Source organism: Streptomyces sp. NPDC087787 (assembly GCF_044743035.1).
Taxonomy (GTDB): Bacteria; Actinomycetota; Actinomycetes; order Streptomycetales; family Streptomycetaceae; genus Streptomyces.
On record NZ_JBIUVQ010000040.1, the window covers coordinates 1 to 21,205 of the forward strand.

Genomic DNA, 21,205 nt, shown 5'->3' on the forward strand with positions numbered 1-21,205 from the left:
CCCACCCTGCGGGCAGGGAGCGAAAGCCACATTGGCGCACGCCCCCGGCGCACTCCCTAACCTTGATCGGCTACACCACGACAAGGGACGCCATCGAAGTGAGCTGTCCGGTGAGGGCGCGGCAGGCGCGTGACGCACCCTGCGCAGGCGGGACCGGCCCGGTGCGGCGCGGAATACCGTGGCCCCGGCGGGCGTCTTAATGTGGTCGGCCTTCACCTTCGAGGCCGTCCCTGATCCCAGGCCGCCGCCTGATCCGGAAGCTGCTCACGAAGCAGCCCCTTCGCAAGAACCGAAAGCAGAGAACGCATGCGCGCCACCGTCATTCACGGCCCGAACGACGTCCGAGTCGAGGAGGTCCCCGACGCCGCGCTGCGGCGTCCCGCCGACGCGGTGGTGCGGACCGTACTCGCCTGCGTGTGCGGCAGCGACCTGTGGGCCTACCGCGGCGTGGCCGCCCGGAAGAAGGGTCAGCGGATCGGGCACGAGTTCCTGGGCGTGGTCGAGGAAGTCGGCTCCGAGGTGCGCGACTTCCGGCCAGGCGACCTGGTGGTTGCGCCGTTCGTGTGGTCGGACGGCGTGTGCGAGTTCTGCGCCGAGGGCCTGCACACCTCCTGCCCACACGGCGGGTTCTGGGGTGAGCCGGGTTCGGACGGCGGGCAGGGCGAGGCGGTCCGGGTTCCGTTCGCCGACGGCACGCTGGTCAAGCTACCCGCGGAGGTCCGCTCGGACGAGCGGCTGCTGACGGCCGTGCTGGCGCTGTCCGACGTCATGTCCACCGGGCACCACGCGGCCATGTCCGCGGGCGTCCGTCCGGGCGCGACGGTCGCCGTAGTCGGCGACGGCGCGGTCGGCCTGTGCGGCGTACTGGCCGCGCGCCGGCTCGGCGCGGAGCGGATCATCGCGCTGGGGCGGCACGAGTCGCGGACCGCGATCGCGCGCACCTTCGGCGCGACCGACGTCGTCCCGGCCCGCGGTGCGGAGGCCGTGGCGGCGGTCAAGGAGCTGACCGGCGGCTCGGGCGCGCACGCGGTCCTGGAGGCGGTCGGCACCGAGGAGTCGATGCGAACCGCGATCTCCATCACCCGCGACGGCGGCTCCGTCGGCTACGTCGGCGTGCCTCACGGCGGCAGCGCGGGCGTGGACATCCAGCAGATGTTCAACCGCAATGTCGCGGTGCGGGGCGGGGTGGCGCCGGCGCGCCACTACATTCCCGCGCTGTTGGCGGACGTGCTGGGCGGGGTCATCGACCCGTCGCCGGTGTTCGACAGGACGGTCGAGCTGGCGGGAGTGCCGGAGGGTTACAAGGCGATGGATGCGCGCGAGGCGCTCAAGGTCAAGATCACCTTCTAGCCGCGGGTCGCTGCGCGCCGCCTGCCGGCGGCGGGCAGTACATCGCTGCCGCCCGAAGCGTCGACGAGCAGGTCACACCCCTCGCAACCGTCATAAAGCGAGGGGTTCGGACGTGCTCAGAGGCTTTTCGCCATGTCGACGATCGTGGAACGCGGGCGGGGTCCGCCGCGCCGGGGTCGGACTTCACCTCCCCGCAGGCCTTCCTCATCGATGCCGCCACCGACTACCTCACCGACGACGACTACGACCAGCTCACCGAAGACTGGGCAGAAGTCTCCTTCGCCACTCTCGCCCGTCCCGTCCACGGCAAACAAGTCCCCCTGCGTCGCACCGCTACCCGCCCCCGCGTGTTCCGGCACCAGCCGCGACGCCCGTCCCAGCGTCAGCCTTCCGCCTCGCGGACTACCTAGAACAGCACGGTCGCACCACGCGCCGTGCAGCCCGCCGGCCAGGGCGGTGATCAGGTACATGTTGTGCCAGCGCTGCTCCAGCACACCGCCCACGATCGAGGCGATCGGGACTGACATGAATGCGAGCATCCGGGTGGTGGCGACGACACGGCCGAGCAGCTCCGGCGGCACGGTTCGCTGACGCAGGACAAACCGGCGACCATGCTGACCGTACCGATCCCGTAGATCAGGGCCCACAGCACCGAGATGCCGGCGACGTCCCTCACCGCGACCAGCGCTACGATCCCGGCGCCGGCGAGCACCGTGCCCGCGATGACCCGGCCCGGTGCGAAGCGCCGGCTCAGCCAGGGGCAGACCGCCGCATCCAGCACCGCCTCGCCCCCTGCGCCGCCATGACCACTCCGATGAGGGCCGACGACATCCCGTGGTAGGCACTGAGGTAGTAGGCGAGGTTCGCTTCTGCACCACCCAGGTGCCCAGGTTGACGAGGGTGAACAAGGTGGCGTTGGTTAAGCAGGACCCGCTTGTCGCGGCCGATGCGGTGTTGGTGGTCGATGAGACCGGCGACCTGAAGAAGGGCACCGCCACGGTCGGCGTGCAGCGCGTCCGGCTGCCCGGATTCACCGAGGAATCACTGACCGGCCTGGGCAGGTGCTCCTTCCGACCCAGGTGTGTCTTCGGAGCAACGCGCCTGGGGGGGTGGGGCCCTGGAGCCTTCTCCTTCAGGTCTTGTCACGGCGATGGAGCAGCAAGGCTACGACACCGCAGATGGGCCGTCGCCGTGGCTAAGCACCAGACGAGAGTGTCCCGAGTCATGGAAACCTTTCCCGGCGGGCAGCCTGCAGCCCCGGTAGATGTATGTCGCAACGTTCCGCTGGGCGGGCGGTCCGGAACGACTCAGCGGTCGTCGCTCCGAACCCGCCCGCCCCACTAAAAGGGGGCCAGCCAAGCCAGGAAGGTGTGGGCGGCCTGTTCGGGGTCATTGGGGCCGGCCCGGCACAGCTCCACACCGGCCTGCGCGTAGGCTGCAACCACGGCCGAGCGGTCGGCAGCGGTGACCCAGACAGGACATCGAGGCCCTGGGTGTCCCAGGCGGTGCGGGCGTAGTCGGCGGCGAGCTGGGTCTTGCCCACCCCGCCCATCCCGGTCAGTACCTGGCACAGAATGGCGGTGTCGCCCCCGCCGACCGCGGTCCGCAGGCGCTCCATCTCGGTGCGCTGCTGGAAGAACTGCGCCTTGGATGGGATGACACCCACCTGGTGCGGCCACTCCGCCGGCTCCCGTGGGCCAAAATGCCGGTGCTGGTGGATTCCGCCGGTGACGACGCCAGCGGCCGAACTGCACTCGCCGGTGCGCTCGGCCAGCAGGGCCGGCACCACGCCCATGGATGTGGAGGATGGCTTCTTCCGCGGGTCGAGCCCGACCCGTGCGGTCAAGAACCAGGGACACGGCGGCGGAGTCCATGACAGCTCCTTCAGGTCAGCGCGAGGGGCGGCGTCGGCGGGAACTGGACGGGTAGGCCGGTCAACGACCGGTGAAAAGCGCCGGGGCGGTAGGTCAGTTGCTCGGCGGGAAGGGCCAACGCCATCCCGGGCAGGGCGTCGAGGATCTGTTCGATGGCCACCTGGGCGATCAGCGAGGCCGGGGTTGTGCGGGGCAGAGATAGGGGCCAGCGCCCTACGTCAGGTGCGCCCTGAAACACCCCTGCCTCGTGACCGCACTGCGCCCGGGCTCCGACCGCCTCCTGCCTCGCCGTTGGGGAGCCAACCTCCCCCGCTCTATCCTCCAGCGCCTGTCCCGTCCATTGACAGAACGTCACACCAATCCCATCATGGGAGCGCTCCCATGCGCGGGATTCGGCCGCCGCCCCGCCTGCGTACGAACACACCGCAACCACGCACCGTCCCCCGTGCCACCGGCGCGGACGTCCTGACGCCGCGCCGGCACTCCGCCCGTCCGGCCGCACGGTCCGGCACCCGCTGCCCCGCCTGTGCCGTCGAACCCCGAGGGAGGACCCACATGCCCTTACCGCAGAGATCCGGCCGGCTGGCCGGTACCGGCCCCCGCCGCCTCGCACGCACCACCGCCGTCCTGGCCGCCGCGCTCGCCCTGCTGTCCCCGCCGAGCGCCGCCGCCGTCGCGTCCGCCGTCGCGCAGGAGGCGCCCGCAGCGGACGTCGGCGTCCGGGTCAACACGCAGGCGTCGCTGGGCCGCATGCCCGACACGGCACGCGGCGTCAATGCCGCGATCTGGGACTCGCACATGAACGATCCCGAGGTCGCCGGCCTGATGAAGGCGGCCGATGTCGGCGCGATGCGTTATCCCGGCGGTTCATACGCGGACATCTACCACTGGAAGACACACACGGCACCTGGCGGATACGTCGCCCCCGGCACCGACTTCGACTCCTTCATGAGTACCGTCCGCGCCACCGGCGCCCAGCCGATACTGATCGCCAACTACGGTTCCGGCACACCCGAGGAGGCCGCCGGCTGGGTCCGGTACGCGAACGTCACCAAGAACTACGACGCGCAGTACTGGGAGATCGGCAACGAGATCTACGGCAACGGCCACTACGGCAACGGCTGGGAGCACGACGAGCACGAGAACAAGAGCCCCCGGGAGTACGCCCGTCAGGTCCGCGCCTACGCCAAGGCCATGAAGGCCGTCGACCCGACCGTCAAGATCGGCGCGGTCCTCACCACCCCAGGCCAATGGCCGGACGGCGTCGTCGGCGATGGCGATCCAGGCGACTGGAACCACACCGTGCTCTCGGAGGTCACCGATGTCATCGACTTCGTGAGCGTCCACTGGTACGCGGGCGGCTCCGACACCACCGCCGAGGACGCCATGACCAGGCTGACCAGCCTGCCCGGCGAACTGCGGGAGGTGCGCAGCCAGATCGACCGGTACGCGGGCGCCGGCTCACCGCGCCTCGGCATCGCCCTCACCGAAATCAACACCAACACCGGCGGCGCCAGGCTCACCGCCCGCCCCAACGGCCTTTTCGCCGCCGACGCGTTCATGACGGCTCTGGAGAACGGCGTCTTCACCGTCGACTGGTGGAACACCCACAACGGCCCGGACCAGATCACCACCGTCGACGGCGAGACCGACTACGGCGACATGGGAATGCTGTCCAGCGGTTCCTGCACCGGTGACGTCTGCGAGCCGGCAACGAACACGCCGTTCCACCCGTACTACGGCATGAAGATGACCGGCGAACTGGGCGCCGCGGGCGACACCCTGGTCGCCGCCGCGTCCTCCGCACAGGACGTCTCCGCACACGCCGTGCACCGTCGCGACGGACGTCTGAGCGTCCTGCTCATCAACAAGGACCCGGACACCGCCCGGACCGTGAGCCTTGAGTACACGGGCTTCACCCCGTCCGCCGCCACCCCCGAGGTCCGCCGCTACGCGCGCGGCGACAGCGACATCACTCACGTCACCGACGGCGGGTCGTCCGCCTCCCGGGTCACCGTGCCGCCGCACGGGATGCTCACCGTCACCCTCACCCCACAAGCCGGCACCGGGCCCGGTGCCTCTGATGCCGAGGCCCCGGGGACCCCGCGGCTGGAGGGGGTGACCGACACCACCGCGCGCCTGTCCTGGGAGAGTGCGCGGGGCTCCGCCCGCTACCTGGTCCAGGAACGCGACGGCGCCCACACCTGGCTGGTCGGCGAGACCACCGGCACGTCCGTGACCCTGCGGAACCTGCCCCCGGGCACCACCCACACGGTCAACGTGCTGGCGGCCGACGCCTCGGGACGGCTCTCCGCCCCGTCCACTCCACTGACCTTCACCACCGGCACCCCGCCGGACGCCACCTGCGTGGTGACCTACCACCGCGACACGGGCTGGGGTAACGGATTCGTGGCCACGGTCACCGTCCAGAACCTCTCGGACACCCCGATCACCGGCTGGACCGTGGACTGGGACTGGCCGACCGACCGTCAGTCGGTGACCTCGGGCTGGAACGCCACGTTCCACCAGACCGGCCGGCACGTACGGGTGACCGCTCCCGAGGATGCCGGGCCGCTGGCTCCGAACGGTGGGTCGACGGCCTCGTTCGGCTTCGTCGGCGCCAATGACGGGCCCAACCCGGAACCGACGGTCTTCCGCCTCAACGGCACTGTCTGCTCCAGCGGCTGACGCCCGGCCCGTCCGGGACCAGTGACAGGGTGACCTGCTCCCGGGCGGGCCGGCCGACCCCCATCGTGGCCCAGGCCACTCAAAGGGGCCGGTACGGTGAGCTTCCGCCAACCTGCCGGCGTTCATCGGTCGTGACCACGCTCAACAGAAGAGCTCCTGATGGACGGGTTCACGACCATGATCCCCTTTGCTCACCAGGAGCTTCGCGTACTTGTCTACCCGTCATGCCGTCCGCTTCGCCAGTCATGCCGGGCCAGAAGGCCGGGAGCCCCGAGCCCGGGGCCACGAAGAAGGTAACGGGGCGGGTGGGTGAGGTGATGCCGATACGGTTCGCCGCGCGGTCAGCGGCGCTCTTCTTATGGCGGCGTGCGCTGCTGGCGAGGGCGTCGATGAGCTGCTCGCGGCTCATCTTCGACCGGCCGGGAACGTCCACTTCGGTCGCCCGCCGGTAGAGCTGGGCCTTGCTCAGCTCCTGCAGCTCACTCCTGTCGGCGCTGCCACGGCCGCGGGCCCGTGCCGAAGCCGTCCCGGCCTTCTTCGGCGGAGCCTTCAGCGCCGACGTCTTCGCCGGCTTGCCTGTCGCAGCAGGCCGGCCGGGCGCGGCCTTTTTCTTCTGCTCCTCCGGTCGCGCCTGGCCGCCGCGGCTGGAGCCGGCGGCCTGGAGGCTGTCCTCGAGGGCCTTCATCAGGTCGACGACGTTCGTCGCCGCCGGCGGCTCGTGCGCTGTGGCGATCTCCTGGCTCGGCCTTGGCCTTGACCAGCAAGCAGACCGTCACCGTTCCGGGCACTGAGGCGGCCGCGCTGATCGTCCCGAGCCTGGCCAGTTCACTGACCACCGTGCTTGACCAGCGCAAGCCGCTGGCCGGGCGGATCGAGGGACTGCTGGAGGCCCACCCTAATAGGCGGTGAAGCGGGGCACCGCCAGGCCCACCCCGGCCCTACGAGGCCCTGAAAGAGACTGCGGGCCTCGCTTCAGTAAGCGTCGTGATCGTGGTGGTGATCGGTGCCGGGAGAGCCGCAGAGTACGCCTGGGCCCTCGAGCCGCTGGACAAGCACCGGCCCCCGGCACCGTTCACCACCACGAGGACAAACGCAACCACCGTATCCAGTCCGACGATCGGATCGTTGAGACTCGTGGTCCGAGCCGCCTGCGGGGATCACCTCTCAGCAAGCCTGGAGCCGCCGAGCTCCTGAGCAGACCGAGGGCCCTGCAAGCCGCTGGGGTCACGAACGGCTAATCGGATGCCGGGCCATCGAGCCCTTCCATTAGGGAGACGCGTGCCCCCGCACGGCTGTGACCAGCAGCCACGCCCCCTGACCGAGAGGCGGAGAACGACACGATGACCGTCACCTGCGGGATCGACTGGGCCAGCGACCACCACGACGTCGCCCTGGTCGACCACGAGGGAACCCTGTTAGCCCGGGCCCGCATCACCGACGACGCCGCGGGCCTGCAGCAGCTCCTCGACCTCTTCACTGCTCACGGCGACACCGAGGACGCCCCGATCCCGGTGGCGATCGAGACCTCCCGCGGCCTGCTGGTGGCCTGCCTGCGAGCCACGAAGCGCCCCGTCTACGCGATCAACCCGATGGCAGCGGCCCGCTACCGCGACCGGCACGCGGTGGCCCGCAAGAAGTCCGACCACCTCGACGCCATGGTGCTGGCGAACATCCTGCGGACCGACAAGGCCGCCCACCGGCCGCTGCCCGACGACAGCGAACTCGTCCAGGCCATCGCGGTCCTGGCCCGCGCCCAGCAGGACGCCGTCTGGGACCGCACCCAGGCCGGCAACAAACTCCGCTCCCACCTGCGTGAATACTTCCCCGGATTCCTCTCCGCCTTCCAGCCCACACGCGAAGGGGTGTGCTCGAAGGTCGCCCGCGTCGTGCTGGCTGCCGCCCCCACCCCGGAGCAGGCAGCCAAGCTCACCCGCACCCAGCTGCGCGGTGCTGAAGAAGGCCGGCCGCCAGCGCGGCATCGAGGCGGAAGCCGAACGGCTCCGCCAGGCCCTCCGGGTTCCGCAGATGCGGCAGCTGCCGAAGGTCGAACAGGCCATGGGCCGCCAGGCCATCGCTCTGCTCAGACAGCTCGACGCCGCCTGCACCAGCGCAGACGATCTGACGGCTGCGGCGGTGGAGTCTTTTGAAGCACACCCGGACGCCGAGATCATTACCAGCTTTCCAGGGCTCGGCTCGCTCACCGGCGCCCGGGTGCTCGCCGAGATCGGCGACGACCGATCCCGCTTCACCGACGCGAAAGGACTCAAGGCCTTCGCCGGGGCCGCACCGGTCACCCGGGCGTCCGGCAGAAGCCTCGCCGTCATGGCCCGCCGGGTCAAGAACCAGCGCCTGGCCTCAGTCGGCTACGTCTGGGCCTTCGCCGCACTGACCGCCTCACGCGGAGCCCGCGCCCACTACGACCGCCGACGGGCCGACGGCGACCGCCACACCGCCGCCCAGCGCAACCTCTTCAACCGCATGCTCGGCTGCCTCTACCACTGCCTCACCAAGCGCATCCGTTATGACGAAGCCACCGCATTCCCCACACCCAAAGTCCCCCAACTCGCCGTTGCTGCTTGACAGATCAACTGCATCGGATGTCTCTTTCCAAAGTCCTGACGTCAATGCCGGGAGTCGGCGTCAGGACCGGAGCCCGCATCCTGATCGAGGTCGGCGACGGCAGCACCTTCCCGACCGCCGGCCACCTCGCCGCCTACGCCGGTCTCGCCCCGGCGACCCGGGGCTCGGGCTCATCGATCCGCGGCGAACAGCCATCCAGGAGAGGTAACAAGCTGCTCAAACGGGCTTTCTTCCTCTCCGCGTTCGCCGCCCTGGGTGACCCGACCTCCCGGGCCTAGTACGACAAGAAGATTGCCCAGGGCAAACACCCACCCAGGCACTGCTCTACCTGGCCAGACGTCGGGCCGCCGTCCTGTTCGCGATGCTCCACGACGGAACCTTCTACGAGCCCCAACCCGCCGCCACAAGAGCTTGATCGTGACCTGGCCATCACTCATGCACACCCCCCACGACTCCGCCCTCGACCACACGCACCTACTGGTCTCCGACCTTGCCCGAACACATAGGGGCACCCCCCAAACCGCCCGCAGATACGTGCACTTCGTCCGCAGCCGCGATCCAATCACGCTGACCGTCCCGGAGACCCGACACCTACTCGTCGCCACCTTCAACCCACCAGCCGTGACCGCGGCCAGGCTGCTGCACTGGTCCACCTGACGCCGATGCCACAAGGCAACAGCCCGCCGCAGCCAGTACCGACGACGAACCGCCAGCGAACCCGCTAGATAGACCACGAAACCGCACTGAAGTACTAGAACATTGTCGAGAGAGTTGATCTCACCGCCGACAAGACCGTCTTGGATGCGGCAAGTAATGGGGGATGAACGGTGCTGGTGACGGAGTTCAGGACAGAAGATCTGCCGGTGACCGAGCGGTTTGGCTCCTGGCACGACATGACGGCCAGGGCGTTGATACCCAGCGTGGTCCGCAGCGATCATGAGGCGGACTTCCGGGCGAGCGCGCGAGTGCTGGGCCTGGGCGCGGTGGACGTGTCCGCGCTGGCCTACCCGTCGCTGGAGACCCGCCGGACGCCGAAGCTGATCCGGCAATCCGACCGTGATTCCTACCAGCTGATGCTGAACCTGCTCGGTAGCCACCGGATCCTCCAGGCCGGCCGGGACACCACCAGCGGCCCAGGTGAGGTGATGTTCTTCGACACCTCGCGTCCCTGGCAGGGCTGGGCAGCCGCTGACCAGGACACCGTGGGAATCGTGAAAGGAGTGATGGTGCAAGTCCCCCGGGCCCTGCTGCCGCTCCCGGCGAACAAGGTCGACCGGCTCACCGCCGTGCGGTTGCCCGGACTTGAGGGGATGGGCGCCCTGCTGTCCGGCTACCTCATGCAGCTGGTCGCCGGCGCCGCCACCTACACGGCGGCGGACGGCGCCCGCCTGGCCACCTGCACCCTTGACCTGCTCATCGCCTTCCTCGCCCACCACCTCGACGCCGCCGCGTCAATGCCACCCCAGACCCACCATCGGGCCCTGCTGATGAAGATCCACGCCTTCATCCAGCAGCACCTGGGCGATCCGGACCTGTCCCCGGGCGCGGTCGCTGCGGCCCACCACATCTCCTTGCGTTCCCTGCACCGGCTCTTCCAGGACCACGGACAGACGGTGGCCGCATACATCCGCCACCAGCGCCTGGAGCGTGCCCGTCAAGACCTCACCGACCCCGCTCTGGCGACCCGGCCTGTCAATGCCATCGCCGCGAACCGGGGCTTCCCTCACCCCGAAACCTTCAGCCGCGCGTTCCGCGCCGCCTACGGCCTCACTCCGCGCGACTACCGACAGGCCCATCTCGGCGCCGGCACGCTTGGTCACGACCCTGGCTCCCAGCATCAAGGATCACCCGGTGGGCTCACATCCCGCTCCTCCCACCGGTGAGAAGCCGCGGCTCGGCCGCCCCCCGGTGGCTCTACCCACAGGGCGGCCTGACCGTGGCCCTGGCGCAGACCCTGCAGATCATCAGCCGCGCCTGCGACGTGAGCTCCGACATGGTCATCACGGAAGACCTTCACGTGGTCGCCGACCTGTACGACTCGCGGGCTGGAACATGCCTGTACCGGCACTGCTCCGCTGCGCAGTTGGCGCGCCTTGTCAAGCACGTGGCACCCCTCGTCAATGACACGTCTACCGCCCCCGTCGATCCTTCATGGGTGCCCGCGACCGAACGAATCGGGAACGCGCACGTAGCACCCCACAGAAGGGATCAATAAGTGATGATGCGTCATCGAATAGGGTCCGTCGTGCTCACAGCGATGTGCGTCGCTGTGCCGCTGACCACCCCCTCCGCCTTCGCTGCTGAGGTCGGCACGACCGGTTTCGGCCCGACGAAGTGCACCAATATCGGGAACGGCGACCTGTGCACCACCGGCATCTCCGGCTCTCCTGCCGGTTACGACGTGGCCTACAACAAGAAGAAGGGTTCGCCGGTGACTGTGCGGTTCCGCTTGCAGTGCGTGGGTGGTTTCAAGGCGGCCGACAATGGCTCCTTCACCATCTCACAAGGTCAGAGAAGGAGCTTCGTCTTCTCGGTTGGCGACAAGGGGCAGTGTCAGTCGGTGCTGCAGGACATCACCAACGCCCAGAACTTCTACGGTCCCTACGTGACGATCCCCTAGTACTCCAGCGCGGTTCCGTTCAACGCTCAACAGCAGCCCGAGCAGGTAAGCGCGGGCCGCGGCCCGGGGCTCAACTCGCCTGAGCCTGACCGCGATCCGGGCCATGACCTGGTCGGACGTCGCCCGCCAGCGGGCAGGGTCTACGCTATGGCCTGCGGCCACCGCACAATCTTCGGGAGTCCACACTACCCCCGATGATCACGCGGTGGCCGTACTCGTTCCCAGCCGGGTCCGCGACAAGATGGCGGAACAGGTGAGACACCCGGGGTCATCGGGGCTCAGAGCAATAGTTAAGACTTGTGGATCGGCAGTTGCTTAGCTTCGAGTTGATCGGAGCCTGGTGAGTCCTCCGACCGCCGAGAGCTCGTCGCTGAGAGGCTCGGCGGCGGCCGGCGAGGTGATGAGCAGGAGTACCGACACGTCGGGGTACTCGTCGTCGTAGAGATCGTCTTCCCTGTCGTCTCCGGGAATGGTGTTCGGCTGGATCTGGAGGCGGGTCGTGTCGGCGAGGGTGGCCAGGAAGTAGACGCCGAGGTAGTCGCTCTCGCGTTCGGTGAAGGTCACGTCGAGTCGGTCGGCGAGCAGGCTGGCCAACTCCTTGGCTGTGTAGGAGTTCGTGCCGTAGGTGTCGGAGACGGTCATCTGGGCATTCTCCTCAGGCCGCGTGGCTTTCGGTGCGTTCGACCAGCAGGCCGTTCTCGAACCGGGCCCCGGCCCGGACGAGTGGGACCAGGTGGGCTCCGGTGATCGCCCGCCAACGGGCCTGGGTGGATTCGACGAGCTTGAACACCATGGCCAGGGCCGCGGCCGGGCTGCCGGCGCCTCGGGTGACCTTGGTCCGGAGCTTGACGGTGGAGAAGGTCGACTCGATGGGATTCGTGGTCCGCAGGTGGACCCAGTGCTCGGCCGGGAAGTCGTAGAACGCGAGCAGCTCGTCCCGGTCGTCGGTGATCTTCGCGACGGCCTTGGGCCACTTCGTGCCGTAAGTGCGGGAGAACGCCTCGATCGCCCTCTCTGCGTGGGCCCTGTCCTCTGCGTTGTAGATCTCTTGCATTGCCTTCGTCGCGCCCGGCTGTGCGGACTTCGGAAGACAGTTGGTCACATTACGGGCTTTATGGACCCAGCAGCGCTGGTGCCGAGCGGTCGGGAACACCTCGATCAGGGCTTTCCACAGGCCCATCGCGCCGTCGCCGATGACGAGTTCGGGGTCGCGCATGCCGCGGCGGCGGCAGTCGCGCAGCAGGTCGGCCCACGACTCGGTGGACTCCCGCAGTCCCTCGGCCAGCGCGATCAGCTCCTTTGTGCCGTCCAGGCGGACGCCGAGGAGGACCAGCACGCACGAGTGCGCCTGGCCGAGCCGCACTTTCGGGTGGACCCCGTCGGCCCATACGTAGACGAATTCGCGGTCGGACAGGTCCCGGTCCTGGAAGGCGGCGTGGTCGTCGCTCCACTGCTTCGTCAGCCGGGTCACCGTCGCGGCCGACAGTCCGGCCGTGCCTCCGAGGAACTGCTCCAGCGCGGGCACGAAGTCTCCGGACGACAGTCCGTGCAGGTAGAGCAGCGGCAGCACCTCCGAGATCTTCGGTGACTTGCGGCACCACGGCGCAAGGATCTTGGAGGAGAACCGCTTGCGCTCGCCGGTGGCCTCGTCGACGCGGCGGTCGTTGACGCGCGGCGCGGTGACCTCGACCGGCCCGGCCAACCGGCGGCTCGCACGGGCGCGCCACCGGTCGGGGCTGCAGCCGGTCGGGGCGGGACTCGGTCAGCCCGCCGGCGAAGCGTGGGCGCAGAGTTCGGCCGCTCCGCGTACAGGCGCGTGTGCCGGTCGAGGTCCTCAAACGCGGCGATGCTCTTCAGGGCCACAGGAAGCGGGCGTTGTCCGGCAACTGTTCGCGGAACCGGTCCGGAGCCCATCACTCGCCTTTCCTCAGTGCCCGGCCGTCAGCGCCCGCGACGGGCCGGCCGGCGCGGTGTGGGCGCCGTGACCGGCTCGATCACCCGGACCGACGTCGTCCACTCGATGCCGCCGCCCGCGGGGATCGGCCAGGCCGCCGGCCTCGGCGCGTCGTCGTCAGGCACGATGGCCCGCAGCACACCGGTCCGTCCGGACACCGGGTCGCGGGCCCGGCGGCCGATGAGCTGGTGCCTCTCGTGCAGCCTGCTCGTCGTGGTCATCGCGCCGCTCCCATCTGCGAGAGCGGCGCCGAGGAGTAGCGCACGCTCACACCCTGCTCCTGGAGCTCGCTGATCTCGCGGTGCCGCAGATCGTGCGACCGGTCCGGTGCGATGGCCGTCGGCCACCGCACGACGACCATCTCCATCTCGCCCCGCTCGGCCAGCTCCCGCACCCGCCTCCAGCCCTCCCGGGACATCGGGTCGGGCTGCCCGTACGGGTCGGTGACCGTCTCGACGATCGTGATGTTCCGCGTGGCAGCGAAGACGCGGCCTTCCTGCTCAGCACGCTCCGCGCCCGGCCGCGGGTTCAGCAGACTCCGCTCGGCGCACACGTACAGCACCGCCCGCGTGGGCTCGGCTTTCCCGTTCTCGTACGCGTCTGTGGCCGTCGGCACCTCGCTGTGGCCCATCTCGTCGGGCTGTCCCGCGGACGGCCGAAGCCGGCCTCATCGACGAGCTGCTCGCCGTGTGGGAGGGCAAGCCGGCCTGGGCCTACGGAGGCACCGCCGATGTCGTCGCCCACGCCGAGCAGCAGGGAACCACGGTGCGCGTCCTGTGGCCCGCAGGAACCTCCCGCTGACCGGAGCCGGCAATCGAAGCTGCGCCCCGGCACCGGCACCCCGCCAACTCCCGTACCTACAGGCCCGCCGACCACCTTCCGCGCACCACACCACGTTCCAACTCACTGCGCAGCACAAAACAACCAGCTCAACACACGTAGCCCCCGCCGCCGGACCTCCGGCTCACCATGAAACCCACCCGCGGAACAGGCACGCCGCCCGATACAACCGAACAACAGCAGGTCACAACCAAGATCAATAAGCAAGCGCGACAGCTACGCCACAGGTCTTTGCTCTGGGCCCGCGCCCCGGCTCCGCGGCCGCGGGTTCGTCACGCTCGGCAGCGGCAAGCCACCGCCACACCGTGCGCTCGGTCACTTCCAACGACTGCCCCATCAGCCGTACATGAACCGTTCCGGGTTCGGTAAGGACTCGATCATTTGAGAGGATCGAGTCACGGGATGTCCTTCCCAGTACCCGCTTGAGCTGCGCCGTCGTGCGGTGCGAATGGTCGCCGAGGTGCGACCTGTGCGACCGGGCCGGTGACCCGGTTCGGGCGGCGGACCGGGACGAGGAGTGCTGCGCCGGCGGCAGTCAGGCAGAAGAAGGTGAGCAGGGCCCAGGCGTGGGTGTAGCCGGAGGCGTACGGCAGTCCGGAGGGCTGGAGCCGGCCGGTGACCAGGACGCTGGTGAGTGCGGCGCCGATGGAGCCGCCGATGGTGCGGATGTTGGCGTTCATGCCGGTGGCGGCGCCGGTCTGCTCGGGCGGGACGCTGCCGACGATGAGGTTGGCCATCGAGGCGAAGGCCAGCCCTATGCCGAGGCCGAACAGGCCGGCGACCACACCGATCTGCCACTGCTCATCGTGCCAGAGGGTCAGGAAGCCGCAGGCCAGCGCGCCGAGCGCGGCGCCCGTGGTGAGCTGCGCCTTGGCGCCGAAGCCGTAACCGGCCGAGCTCGGCGTCTGGACGAAGCCCGGGAGGAAGGACCAGATCGCGTACATGCCCGCACCGAACAGCAGGGCGGCCGCGTTGGTGGTCCACACGGCGGGCAGCCGCATCACACGCAGGTCGATGAGCGGGGTGGCCGAGCGGGACTCGGACCCCAGCCAGACGCCGAACAGCACGACGGCCACGCCGAACAAGCCGAGCACCTTGGCCGAGCCCCAGCCCCACTGCCCTGCCTGGCTCAACGGCAGCAGCAGCGCCACCAGCCAGGCGGAGAGCAGCCCGGCACCGAGCCAACTGACGCTGCCCTCGGCCCTCTTGGGCGACTCGGGGACATAGCGGGCGGCGATCAGGACGGTCACGGCGACGACGGCGACCGGGATCCAGAACAGCCACTTGTAGTCCAGCGCCGAGACGATGGGACCGGCGGCCACGATGCCGACGCCGCCGCCGGCCGCGATCACCGCGGAGAGGTTGCTGATGCTGCCGCTGACCTCGGCCGGGGTGAACTCGTCCCGGATGATGCCGAAGGAGAGCGGGAACAGGGCGCCGCCGATGCCCTGGACGACCCGGGCGATGATCAGGACGCCGATGTTCGGCGCGAGGGCGGCGAGCAGACAGCCGGCCAGGACGGCCAGCAGGACGGCGACAAGGGTGCGCTTCTTGCCGATCAGGTCGCCGACGCGACCGAGTATCGGGGTGAAGACGGAGGCGGACAGCAGATACGCCGTCATCACCCAGGTCGCGGCGGACTGCGAGGTGTGCAGTGCGTGCTGGACGGTCGGCAGGGCCGGCGCGACCAGCGACTGGAGCATGGAGAACACGCCCGCACCGGTCGCGAGGACCGCGAAGGTGAGGCGGGTGGAATTGCGGGGCATGAAGGAGCCTCTCCGGCATCGGAACGGAGGGAAAAGTCTGGGAGCGTGCGGGAGAGCGGGCTGGGCCGCGTCCGGCCATGGCGGTACCGCCCCACCCTGCTAAAGTGGAGGTACTCCTCCACTCTACCGGAGGCACCCCTCCGCTTCAATCCGAATTCGAGGAACCCCTCCGGTTCACTCTTGTCCCGCGGGAGGCAGCAATGACGGACAGCCCGTTCCCCGTCAGCGAGATCGTCACGTCCCGGCGGCCTCACCGCAAGGACGCGGCCCGCAACTACGACGCGCTGATCGCGGCCGCGCGTGAAGCGTTCGCCGAACAGGGAGCGGACGTCTCCCTGGAGGACATCGCCCGCCGCGCGGGAGTCGGCATCGGCACCCTGTACCGGAACTTCCCCACCCGCCGCGACCTCTTCGAGAGCGTCTACGCGGACGAGGTCAACGCGCTGTGCCGGGCCGCCATGGAGCTCACCGACCTGGAGCCGTGGGAGGCCCTCACCTCCTGGCTGGACCGCTTCACCGGCTACATGGTCACCAAGCGAGCCGTGCGCGAGGCCCTCAACGACGAGTCGAAGATCTTCTCCGCCTGTCGCGACTCCATGTACGCGGCCGGTGGCCCACTGCTGGAGAGAGCCCAGAAGGCGGGCGTGGTGCGGACGGACATGCAGATCGGCGACCTGCTGCGCATGGTCTCAGGCATCACGGCAACGGCCTTCGAGGACGAGGCCCAGCGCGACCGCGTCATGGCCATCGCCCTGGACGGTGTGAGAACGCTTCGCTGAACCGGTCGACGGGACCTCGGACCATGCGCGCACCCAGACTCGGACGCTGGCGTGCTCGTATTGGGTGGGTTCGCTGTACAGGCCCTCGGGCTTGTTGGCCTGACGGACGGACGGCTTCAGCCTGTCCTTGATCGAACGGACGGCGAGGTAGAAGTCCTAGGTGGTTTCGACGTTGGCGAAGCGGCGCTCGTTGAGTACGGCCTGCATGTAGTCGTCGACTTGGTTGGCGTGTTCGCGGTCTGCCTCAACTTTGGGCGCCTTGAGCTCGATGACGAGGTGTCGCACGCGGTCGTGCTCGTGGCTTTCCGCGGAGAGCATGAGGTCGACTCGCCGGGTGCTGCAGCCACGCCGGGGCTCCGTCGGCAGTGCGGGCCGGGACACCCAGAGTGCGCCCGGCCCACCCCCAGAACTCCCCGCCCGCCTCGGTCCGGACGCCCCGGGCCTGGGAGGCGCGGGCATGATGGATGCGCACTCAGGCAGCTCACCGCCGTGCAGCGGCGCGGAGGCCAACACCCGCAGGCCCGCGCCAGCGGCGGCCGGGAGCGGGCCACAGCCGTGAAGCCTGCACGATCGGCGTCATCACCACCAGACTGACCGGCAGCTGGACCGCGACCAGGTGGCGCCGGCCGCCCGCAGCTTCGGCGGCCAGGGCGAGCAGCTCCCCCGCCGTGAGGGCCTGCCGGCGGGTGCGGGCAGGGGCCCGTACTTGCGGGAGGCGTTTGACTGCGCCATGTCGACCGCTTCGGCCCTTCCGCCATTGGATGCCGACCTCGCGGGCGGCGGTCACCGCGTCGCGCTCGGCCTATGTGGCCTCCGCGATCCGCGTGTGTGCTGCACGACCGCAGGCTGCGGCGTCTGCAGGGGCAGCTCCGTCTGCTGCGGACGCCGGCTCGGGCGTGTCCGCACGTGGGGCATGAACCGGTGCTCCCACCTGGCGGGCGGTTCAGGACCAGCCGCATCGAGGGAGCGCGACTTCCACGTGCGGGGTCGTCCCGGTAGCACGCCTGGGTTGCTCTGGTCGTCCGGCTTGCCTTCGACCAGGAGCCGCTTGCCGCTCCGGGTCACCTTCACAGGACGTCCGTGTGAACCACGGCGTGTTACGGTACCGAGTACCACTTGGAACTTGATACCAAGGAGTCTGCCATGGACAGCCGGACCATCGTGTTGACCGGCGTGACCCGCGGTTTCGGCCGCGAGTCCGTCGAGTCGCTGATCCGGGAACGGCCGCAGGACCACTACGTCCTGCTGGCTCGCCGCGGTGGCGAACGCCTCGCTGCGGAACTCGCCCAGGCCACCGGCGCTTCCGCGGTCACAGGCGTGGACTGTGACCTCGCTTCGCTCGCCGAGATCCGGCGGGCGGTGGAGGAGATCCTGCGCGGGCTCGACACCGGGTATCTGCCGCCGCTCGGCGGCTATCTCGGCAACGCCGGCCTGACGGTCACGACAACCGAGAAACGCACCACGGACGGGTACGAGATGACCTTCGGGGTCAATGTGCTGTCCCACTACCTGCTCGTCAGGGAGCTGCTGCCCCGGTTCACCGGTCCGGGCTGGATCGTGCTCACCTCGAGCGACTGCCACTTCGGGCAGTTCCGCTATACGCTCGGCGCCACGCCGCCGCCGCGCTGGGAGACACCGGAACGACTGGCCACGCCTCGTGCCGGTGGCGCGCGGGAGGCCGGGCGGGCGTACGCGACCAGCAAACTCGGCGTCATCTACCTGACCCACGCGCTGGCCCGCCGCCTGCCCGAGAGCGTCGGCGTCTACTCCTACAACCCGGCGCTCGTCGCGGGCACCGATTTCTTCCGCCACGCTCCGGGACCCGTGCGGGGCGTGCTCAACGGATTCTTCCAGCTTCAGCGATTCCTCGGCCGGGGCATGACGCCGCGGCAGGCGGGCGCGCGACTCGCTGAGACGATCCTGACCGGGCTGACCGCCCGGACCGGGTCCTACCTCGATCGCGGCCGCAACGTGCCGTCGTCGCCGGAGTCGCACGACGAGGCACGCGAGGAGGAACTGTGGCGCGAGGCCGCCCGCCTCGTCGACGCTGACCGCCGGGCGGGACGGGCCGATATCCTGGCCGAATGAGCGCGAACAAGTTTCCGGTGGAGTCATTGCGGGACCGCAAGCGCCGCCAGACCCGGGAACGGATCATCGAGACGGCCTTCGCGCTCTTCGTGGAGCGGGGGTTCGATGTCGTCACCGTGGACGAGATCGCCCAGCGGGCCGAGATCGGCCGCACCACCTTCTTCCGCTACTTCGGCGACAAGCAGGAAGTCGTCTTCTCCACCGAGGACGACTTCCTGCGCGCGCTCACCGCGGCCATGCGCGATGCGCCCACCGAGCCGCTCCAGAACCTCGCGCAGGCACTGGCCACATCTCGGCGGCTGCTGCTCGTGATCTGCACCGAGGCCGCCCGCAACCCCGGCCACTACGCGGTTTACCACCGTCTGGTCAAGGAGCACCCCGAACTCGAAGACCGCCACACCCGCAAGACCCGGCACTACGCCGACCTCCTCGAGAAATACCTGATCGACCACGGCACCCCGCCGGCCACCGCCGTCCTCGCCGCCCAGTTGACCGTCGCCTGCTACCAGGCGGCGTGGCGCCTCGGCAGCCACGACGCGACGGCGGTGCTCCGCGAGGCGAATGACGCCTTCGACCTCCTGCTGGGCGCCACCGCCGCATAACCGGCGGACCGGCCTTCGCCCGGCCGGGACATGCGCCACCTCGTAGCGGGCTCGACCACCAGTCCAGCACTCAGGCACATACAGTTCCCGATCAATCAGCCGAAACCCCGCCACTGTGGACTCGATTGCCCCGGCTCCCCCACCGGCGCCGCCTTTGCTACCGGTAGCCAGCAGGGCTGTTGGGGGCAGCCTGGGCCTACGGCGGCACCGCCCATGTCGTCGCCAACGCCGAGCGGCAGGGAACCACGGTGCGCGTCCCGTGGCCCGCAGGAACCTCCCGCTGACCGGGCCGGCAATCGAGGCTGCGCCCCGGCACCGGCACCGGCACCCCGCCAAGTGCTGCTCCGGGATCAGCGAGTACCCGCCGCCGGCCCCGCAGCAGTCAGGCCCCGCAGCCTGCGCGAGCGAACGCACCGACCGTGCGGGTCAGCGGGTTGGGCAACGGACGCGACAGCGGTGCGTATCAGAACGGAACTCGCGTGAGCAAGCCTCCGGGTGTGTGATCCGCTCGATCGCGCCGCGCGGTCGATGCGTTTCCCCGGCCGGTCGGACAGGCGGATCAGCGCAGTCCGGCGAAGAGATCGTTCTCGGGTACGGCCGCGCCGGTGGCGTCCTGGACACGTACGAAGGTCTCCATGCCCATCAACTCGCCGAACCTCTCCTTGCCCATCTTGAGGAAGAAGATGTTCTCGCCCTGACTGGCGTGCGCGGCCAACGCGTCGAACTTCTGACCGCTGAACGCGGTGGTGTCCACCCACGTGGTGATCTCATCGTCGGGGAGGCCGATCTCGGCCATCGCGGCGGCCTCGACAGGATCCGGCTCCGGCATGTCCTCATGAAACTCGCGCATGATTTCACCGAACCGCTGCATCCCCGAGCGGGGCATCGTGGTCCAGTACACCTTCGGTGTCAGCGCGGTCATCTCCAGCGCCGCCATCGTGACGCGGTGGGCCTGGATGTGGTCGGGGTGGCCGTAGAAGCCGTTCTCGTCGTAGGTGACGACCACATCAGGTCGGTAGTGCCGCATGAGTTCCGCGAGTCGGGCCGCACCTTCCTCCACGGGGGTCTGCCAGAAGGATCCAGGGGCGTCATTGCCCGGCCAGCCCATCATCCCGGAGTCTGCATAGTCCAGCATCTCCAGATCGCTGACCTTCAGGACGTCACAGCTCGCCTCAAGTTCTTGACGGCGCATCAAGGCGACCGCCGCCGGATCGTGCCCGGGATCGCCCGGCTTGACACCACCCGGTCCGTCACCGCAACCGCCGTCGGTACACGTCACGAGAACCGTGCGGATGCCTTCCGCCGCGTACCGCGCGAGGACCCCTCCGGTTCCGGTGGCCTCGTCGTCGGGGTGGGCGTGTACTGCCATGAGCGTCAAGGGCCGGTCAGTCATGAAACAGTCCTCCTGCAGAAATACGTCTTGGTCCCAGTGCGCGGCGGCAGTACCGCGCACTCGGGGCCCGGATCCTGGTGGGGCGGACGCCTTGTGGTCTCCGTGTTCCCCGCCCGCACGGCGCCGGTCCCTCAGTCGATGCAACTGTGCTGGCCGGAGCATCTGTTCCCGTGGCGGCCACTTGGCTTTCCAGGCGTCAGTGTTCAGCCATCGAGGTACAGAATTCAGCCCTCGCTGTCGTCGTCCTCACCCAGTCCGGCGTGTCCAGGTCGCGCAGGAGCCGCAGGGTGCCGATTGCGGTGGATGTGGCTATGGACGGGGTGGCCGCACCTCGTTTCGTCCGTTATGCGCTTGGTGAGGTTGTCGATCGAGGCGATGCGGCTCATGGCCTCTGGGCCGGCAGGCCGGGTCTCGTAGTCGCGGGCCGGCCCAGCTCGTAGGAGGCGGCCTTCAGGCCCATCGGCGTCAGGTTGCGCTCCGGCACTGGCCGAGACCGAGCTGAGAACGCGGCCACCTTCTTCTGCGAGCTCCCGCAGGAGCAGGCCAGAGCCTTCTGTTGACGTGCTCCCTGGTCTAAAGTCCAGGGATTCCGGCCTGGGCCGGCTGGCCCTTCCGGGGGCTTCCTGCTTCAACGCGCTGTGCCGGGACTTTCGTCCTGGTCTTACCGGCGC

General features: G+C 69.4%; 17 protein-coding genes and 4 pseudogenes. 10 read left to right on the forward strand and 11 right to left on the reverse strand.

All coding sequences use genetic code 11. The features are described from left to right. Positions 1-306 precede the first annotated feature (306 nt). Positions 307-1,350, forward strand: coding sequence for a zinc-dependent alcohol dehydrogenase family protein (locus ACIOWN_RS33640; RefSeq protein ID WP_362357386.1), 1,044 nt, complete (start codon positions 307-309; stop codon positions 1,348-1,350). A gap of 116 nt (positions 1,351-1,466) precedes the next feature. On the opposite strand, the gene ACIOWN_RS33645 is transcribed toward ACIOWN_RS33640, so the two are convergent. Then, positions 1,467-1,877: a hypothetical protein gene (locus tag ACIOWN_RS33645; RefSeq protein WP_362357388.1), complete on the reverse strand. Its 411-nt coding sequence runs from the start codon at positions 1,875-1,877 to the stop codon at positions 1,467-1,469. Positions 1,878-3,234: 1,357 nt separating this feature from the next. Next, positions 3,235-3,384: a hypothetical protein gene (locus tag ACIOWN_RS33650; RefSeq protein ID WP_362357390.1), complete on the reverse strand. Its 150-nt coding sequence runs from the start codon at positions 3,382-3,384 to the stop codon at positions 3,235-3,237. Between the two features lie 395 nt (positions 3,385-3,779). On the opposite strand from ACIOWN_RS33650, the gene ACIOWN_RS33655 reads away from it, so the two are divergent. After that, positions 3,780-5,912, forward strand: coding sequence for a cellulose binding domain-containing protein (locus tag ACIOWN_RS33655; RefSeq protein ID WP_362357391.1), 2,133 nt, complete (start codon positions 3,780-3,782; stop codon positions 5,910-5,912). Positions 5,913-6,081: 169 nt separating this feature from the next. Here the strand turns inward: ACIOWN_RS33655 and ACIOWN_RS33660 are convergent, their stop codons facing one another. After that, positions 6,082-6,597, reverse strand: coding sequence for a hypothetical protein (locus ACIOWN_RS33660; RefSeq protein ID WP_362357393.1), 516 nt, complete (start codon positions 6,595-6,597; stop codon positions 6,082-6,084). A gap of 68 nt (positions 6,598-6,665) precedes the next feature. Between ACIOWN_RS33660 and ACIOWN_RS33665 the strand changes: the two genes are divergently transcribed. The 5 genes and pseudogenes from ACIOWN_RS33665 (at position 6,666) to ACIOWN_RS33685 (ending at position 11,112) form a co-directional block, all read left to right on the forward strand. Next, on the forward strand, positions 6,666-6,821 hold the full coding sequence (locus ACIOWN_RS33665; protein WP_401984341.1) for a hypothetical protein: 156 nt from the start codon (positions 6,666-6,668) through the stop codon (positions 6,819-6,821). 431 nt (positions 6,822-7,252) lie between these two features. After that, a pseudogene (locus ACIOWN_RS33670) lies at positions 7,253-8,492 on the forward strand (IS110 family transposase). Positions 8,493-8,515: 23 nt separating this feature from the next. Next, positions 8,516-8,907 (forward strand): annotated as a pseudogene (locus tag ACIOWN_RS33675) (transposase); the annotation flags it as partial. A gap of 448 nt (positions 8,908-9,355) precedes the next feature. Then, a complete protein-coding gene (locus tag ACIOWN_RS33680; RefSeq protein WP_362357397.1) occupies positions 9,356-10,375 on the forward strand; it encodes a helix-turn-helix domain-containing protein in 1,020 nt (339 codons plus the stop codon). A 386-nt stretch (positions 10,376-10,761) separates the two neighbouring features. Continuing rightward, positions 10,762-11,112, forward strand: a complete 351-nt coding sequence (locus ACIOWN_RS33685; protein ID WP_362357419.1) for a hypothetical protein — start codon at positions 10,762-10,764, stop codon at positions 11,110-11,112. A 315-nt stretch (positions 11,113-11,427) separates the two neighbouring features. Here the strand turns inward: ACIOWN_RS33685 and ACIOWN_RS33690 are convergent, their stop codons facing one another. The 5 genes and pseudogenes from ACIOWN_RS33690 to ACIOWN_RS33710 all read right to left on the reverse strand — a co-directional run bounded on the left by ACIOWN_RS33690 (position 11,428) and on the right by ACIOWN_RS33710 (position 15,672). Beyond that, a complete protein-coding gene (locus ACIOWN_RS33690; protein WP_362357399.1) occupies positions 11,428-11,754 on the reverse strand; it encodes a hypothetical protein in 327 nt (108 codons plus the stop codon). A gap of 34 nt (positions 11,755-11,788) precedes the next feature. Further along, positions 11,789-12,811, reverse strand: a pseudogene (locus ACIOWN_RS33695) (IS256 family transposase); the annotation flags it as partial. A 242-nt stretch (positions 12,812-13,053) separates the two neighbouring features. Further along, on the reverse strand, positions 13,054-13,287 hold the full coding sequence (locus ACIOWN_RS33700; RefSeq protein ID WP_362357401.1) for a hypothetical protein: 234 nt from the start codon (positions 13,285-13,287) through the stop codon (positions 13,054-13,056). After that, positions 13,284-13,697 carry a hypothetical protein gene (locus ACIOWN_RS33705; protein ID WP_362357403.1) on the reverse strand — a complete coding sequence of 138 codons (414 nt, stop codon included), beginning with the start codon at positions 13,695-13,697 and terminating at the stop codon, positions 13,284-13,286. The genes ACIOWN_RS33700 and ACIOWN_RS33705 overlap by 4 nt, the downstream gene beginning before the upstream one ends. A gap of 604 nt (positions 13,698-14,301) precedes the next feature. Continuing rightward, complete coding sequence (locus ACIOWN_RS33710; protein WP_362357405.1) at positions 14,302-15,672, reverse strand: MFS transporter; 1,371 nt, start codon at positions 15,670-15,672, stop codon at positions 14,302-14,304. A 200-nt stretch (positions 15,673-15,872) separates the two neighbouring features. Here ACIOWN_RS33710 and ACIOWN_RS33715 point away from each other — a divergent pair, with 200 nt between their 5' ends. Beyond that, the gene (locus ACIOWN_RS33715; protein ID WP_362357407.1) at positions 15,873-16,451 is read left to right on the forward strand and encodes a helix-turn-helix domain-containing protein; all 579 of its coding nucleotides are present in this window, start codon (positions 15,873-15,875) and stop codon (positions 16,449-16,451) included. A 156-nt stretch (positions 16,452-16,607) separates the two neighbouring features. On the opposite strand, the gene ACIOWN_RS33720 is transcribed toward ACIOWN_RS33715, so the two are convergent. Further along, the gene (locus ACIOWN_RS33720) at positions 16,608-16,769 is read right to left on the reverse strand and encodes a hypothetical protein (RefSeq protein ID WP_362357409.1); all 162 of its coding nucleotides are present in this window, start codon (positions 16,767-16,769) and stop codon (positions 16,608-16,610) included. Positions 16,770-17,594: 825 nt separating this feature from the next. Between ACIOWN_RS33720 and ACIOWN_RS33725 the strand changes: the two genes are divergently transcribed. Both ACIOWN_RS33725 and ACIOWN_RS33730 read left to right on the forward strand, forming a co-directional pair. Further along, complete coding sequence (locus tag ACIOWN_RS33725; RefSeq protein ID WP_401984345.1) at positions 17,595-18,539, forward strand: SDR family NAD(P)-dependent oxidoreductase; 945 nt, start codon at positions 17,595-17,597, stop codon at positions 18,537-18,539. Then, positions 18,536-19,141 (forward strand): TetR/AcrR family transcriptional regulator, encoded by a 606-nt coding sequence (locus ACIOWN_RS33730; protein WP_362357413.1) that lies wholly within the window; start codon positions 18,536-18,538, stop codon positions 19,139-19,141. The genes ACIOWN_RS33725 and ACIOWN_RS33730 overlap by 4 nt, the downstream gene beginning before the upstream one ends. Before the next feature lie 559 nt (positions 19,142-19,700). On the opposite strand, the gene ACIOWN_RS33735 is transcribed toward ACIOWN_RS33730, so the two are convergent. Next, positions 19,701-20,534, reverse strand: a complete 834-nt coding sequence (locus ACIOWN_RS33735; protein ID WP_362357415.1) for a PIG-L family deacetylase — start codon at positions 20,532-20,534, stop codon at positions 19,701-19,703. Between the two features lie 332 nt (positions 20,535-20,866). Continuing rightward, positions 20,867-20,959, reverse strand: a pseudogene (locus ACIOWN_RS33740) (IS5/IS1182 family transposase); the annotation flags it as partial. Positions 20,960-21,205 lie beyond the last annotated feature (246 nt).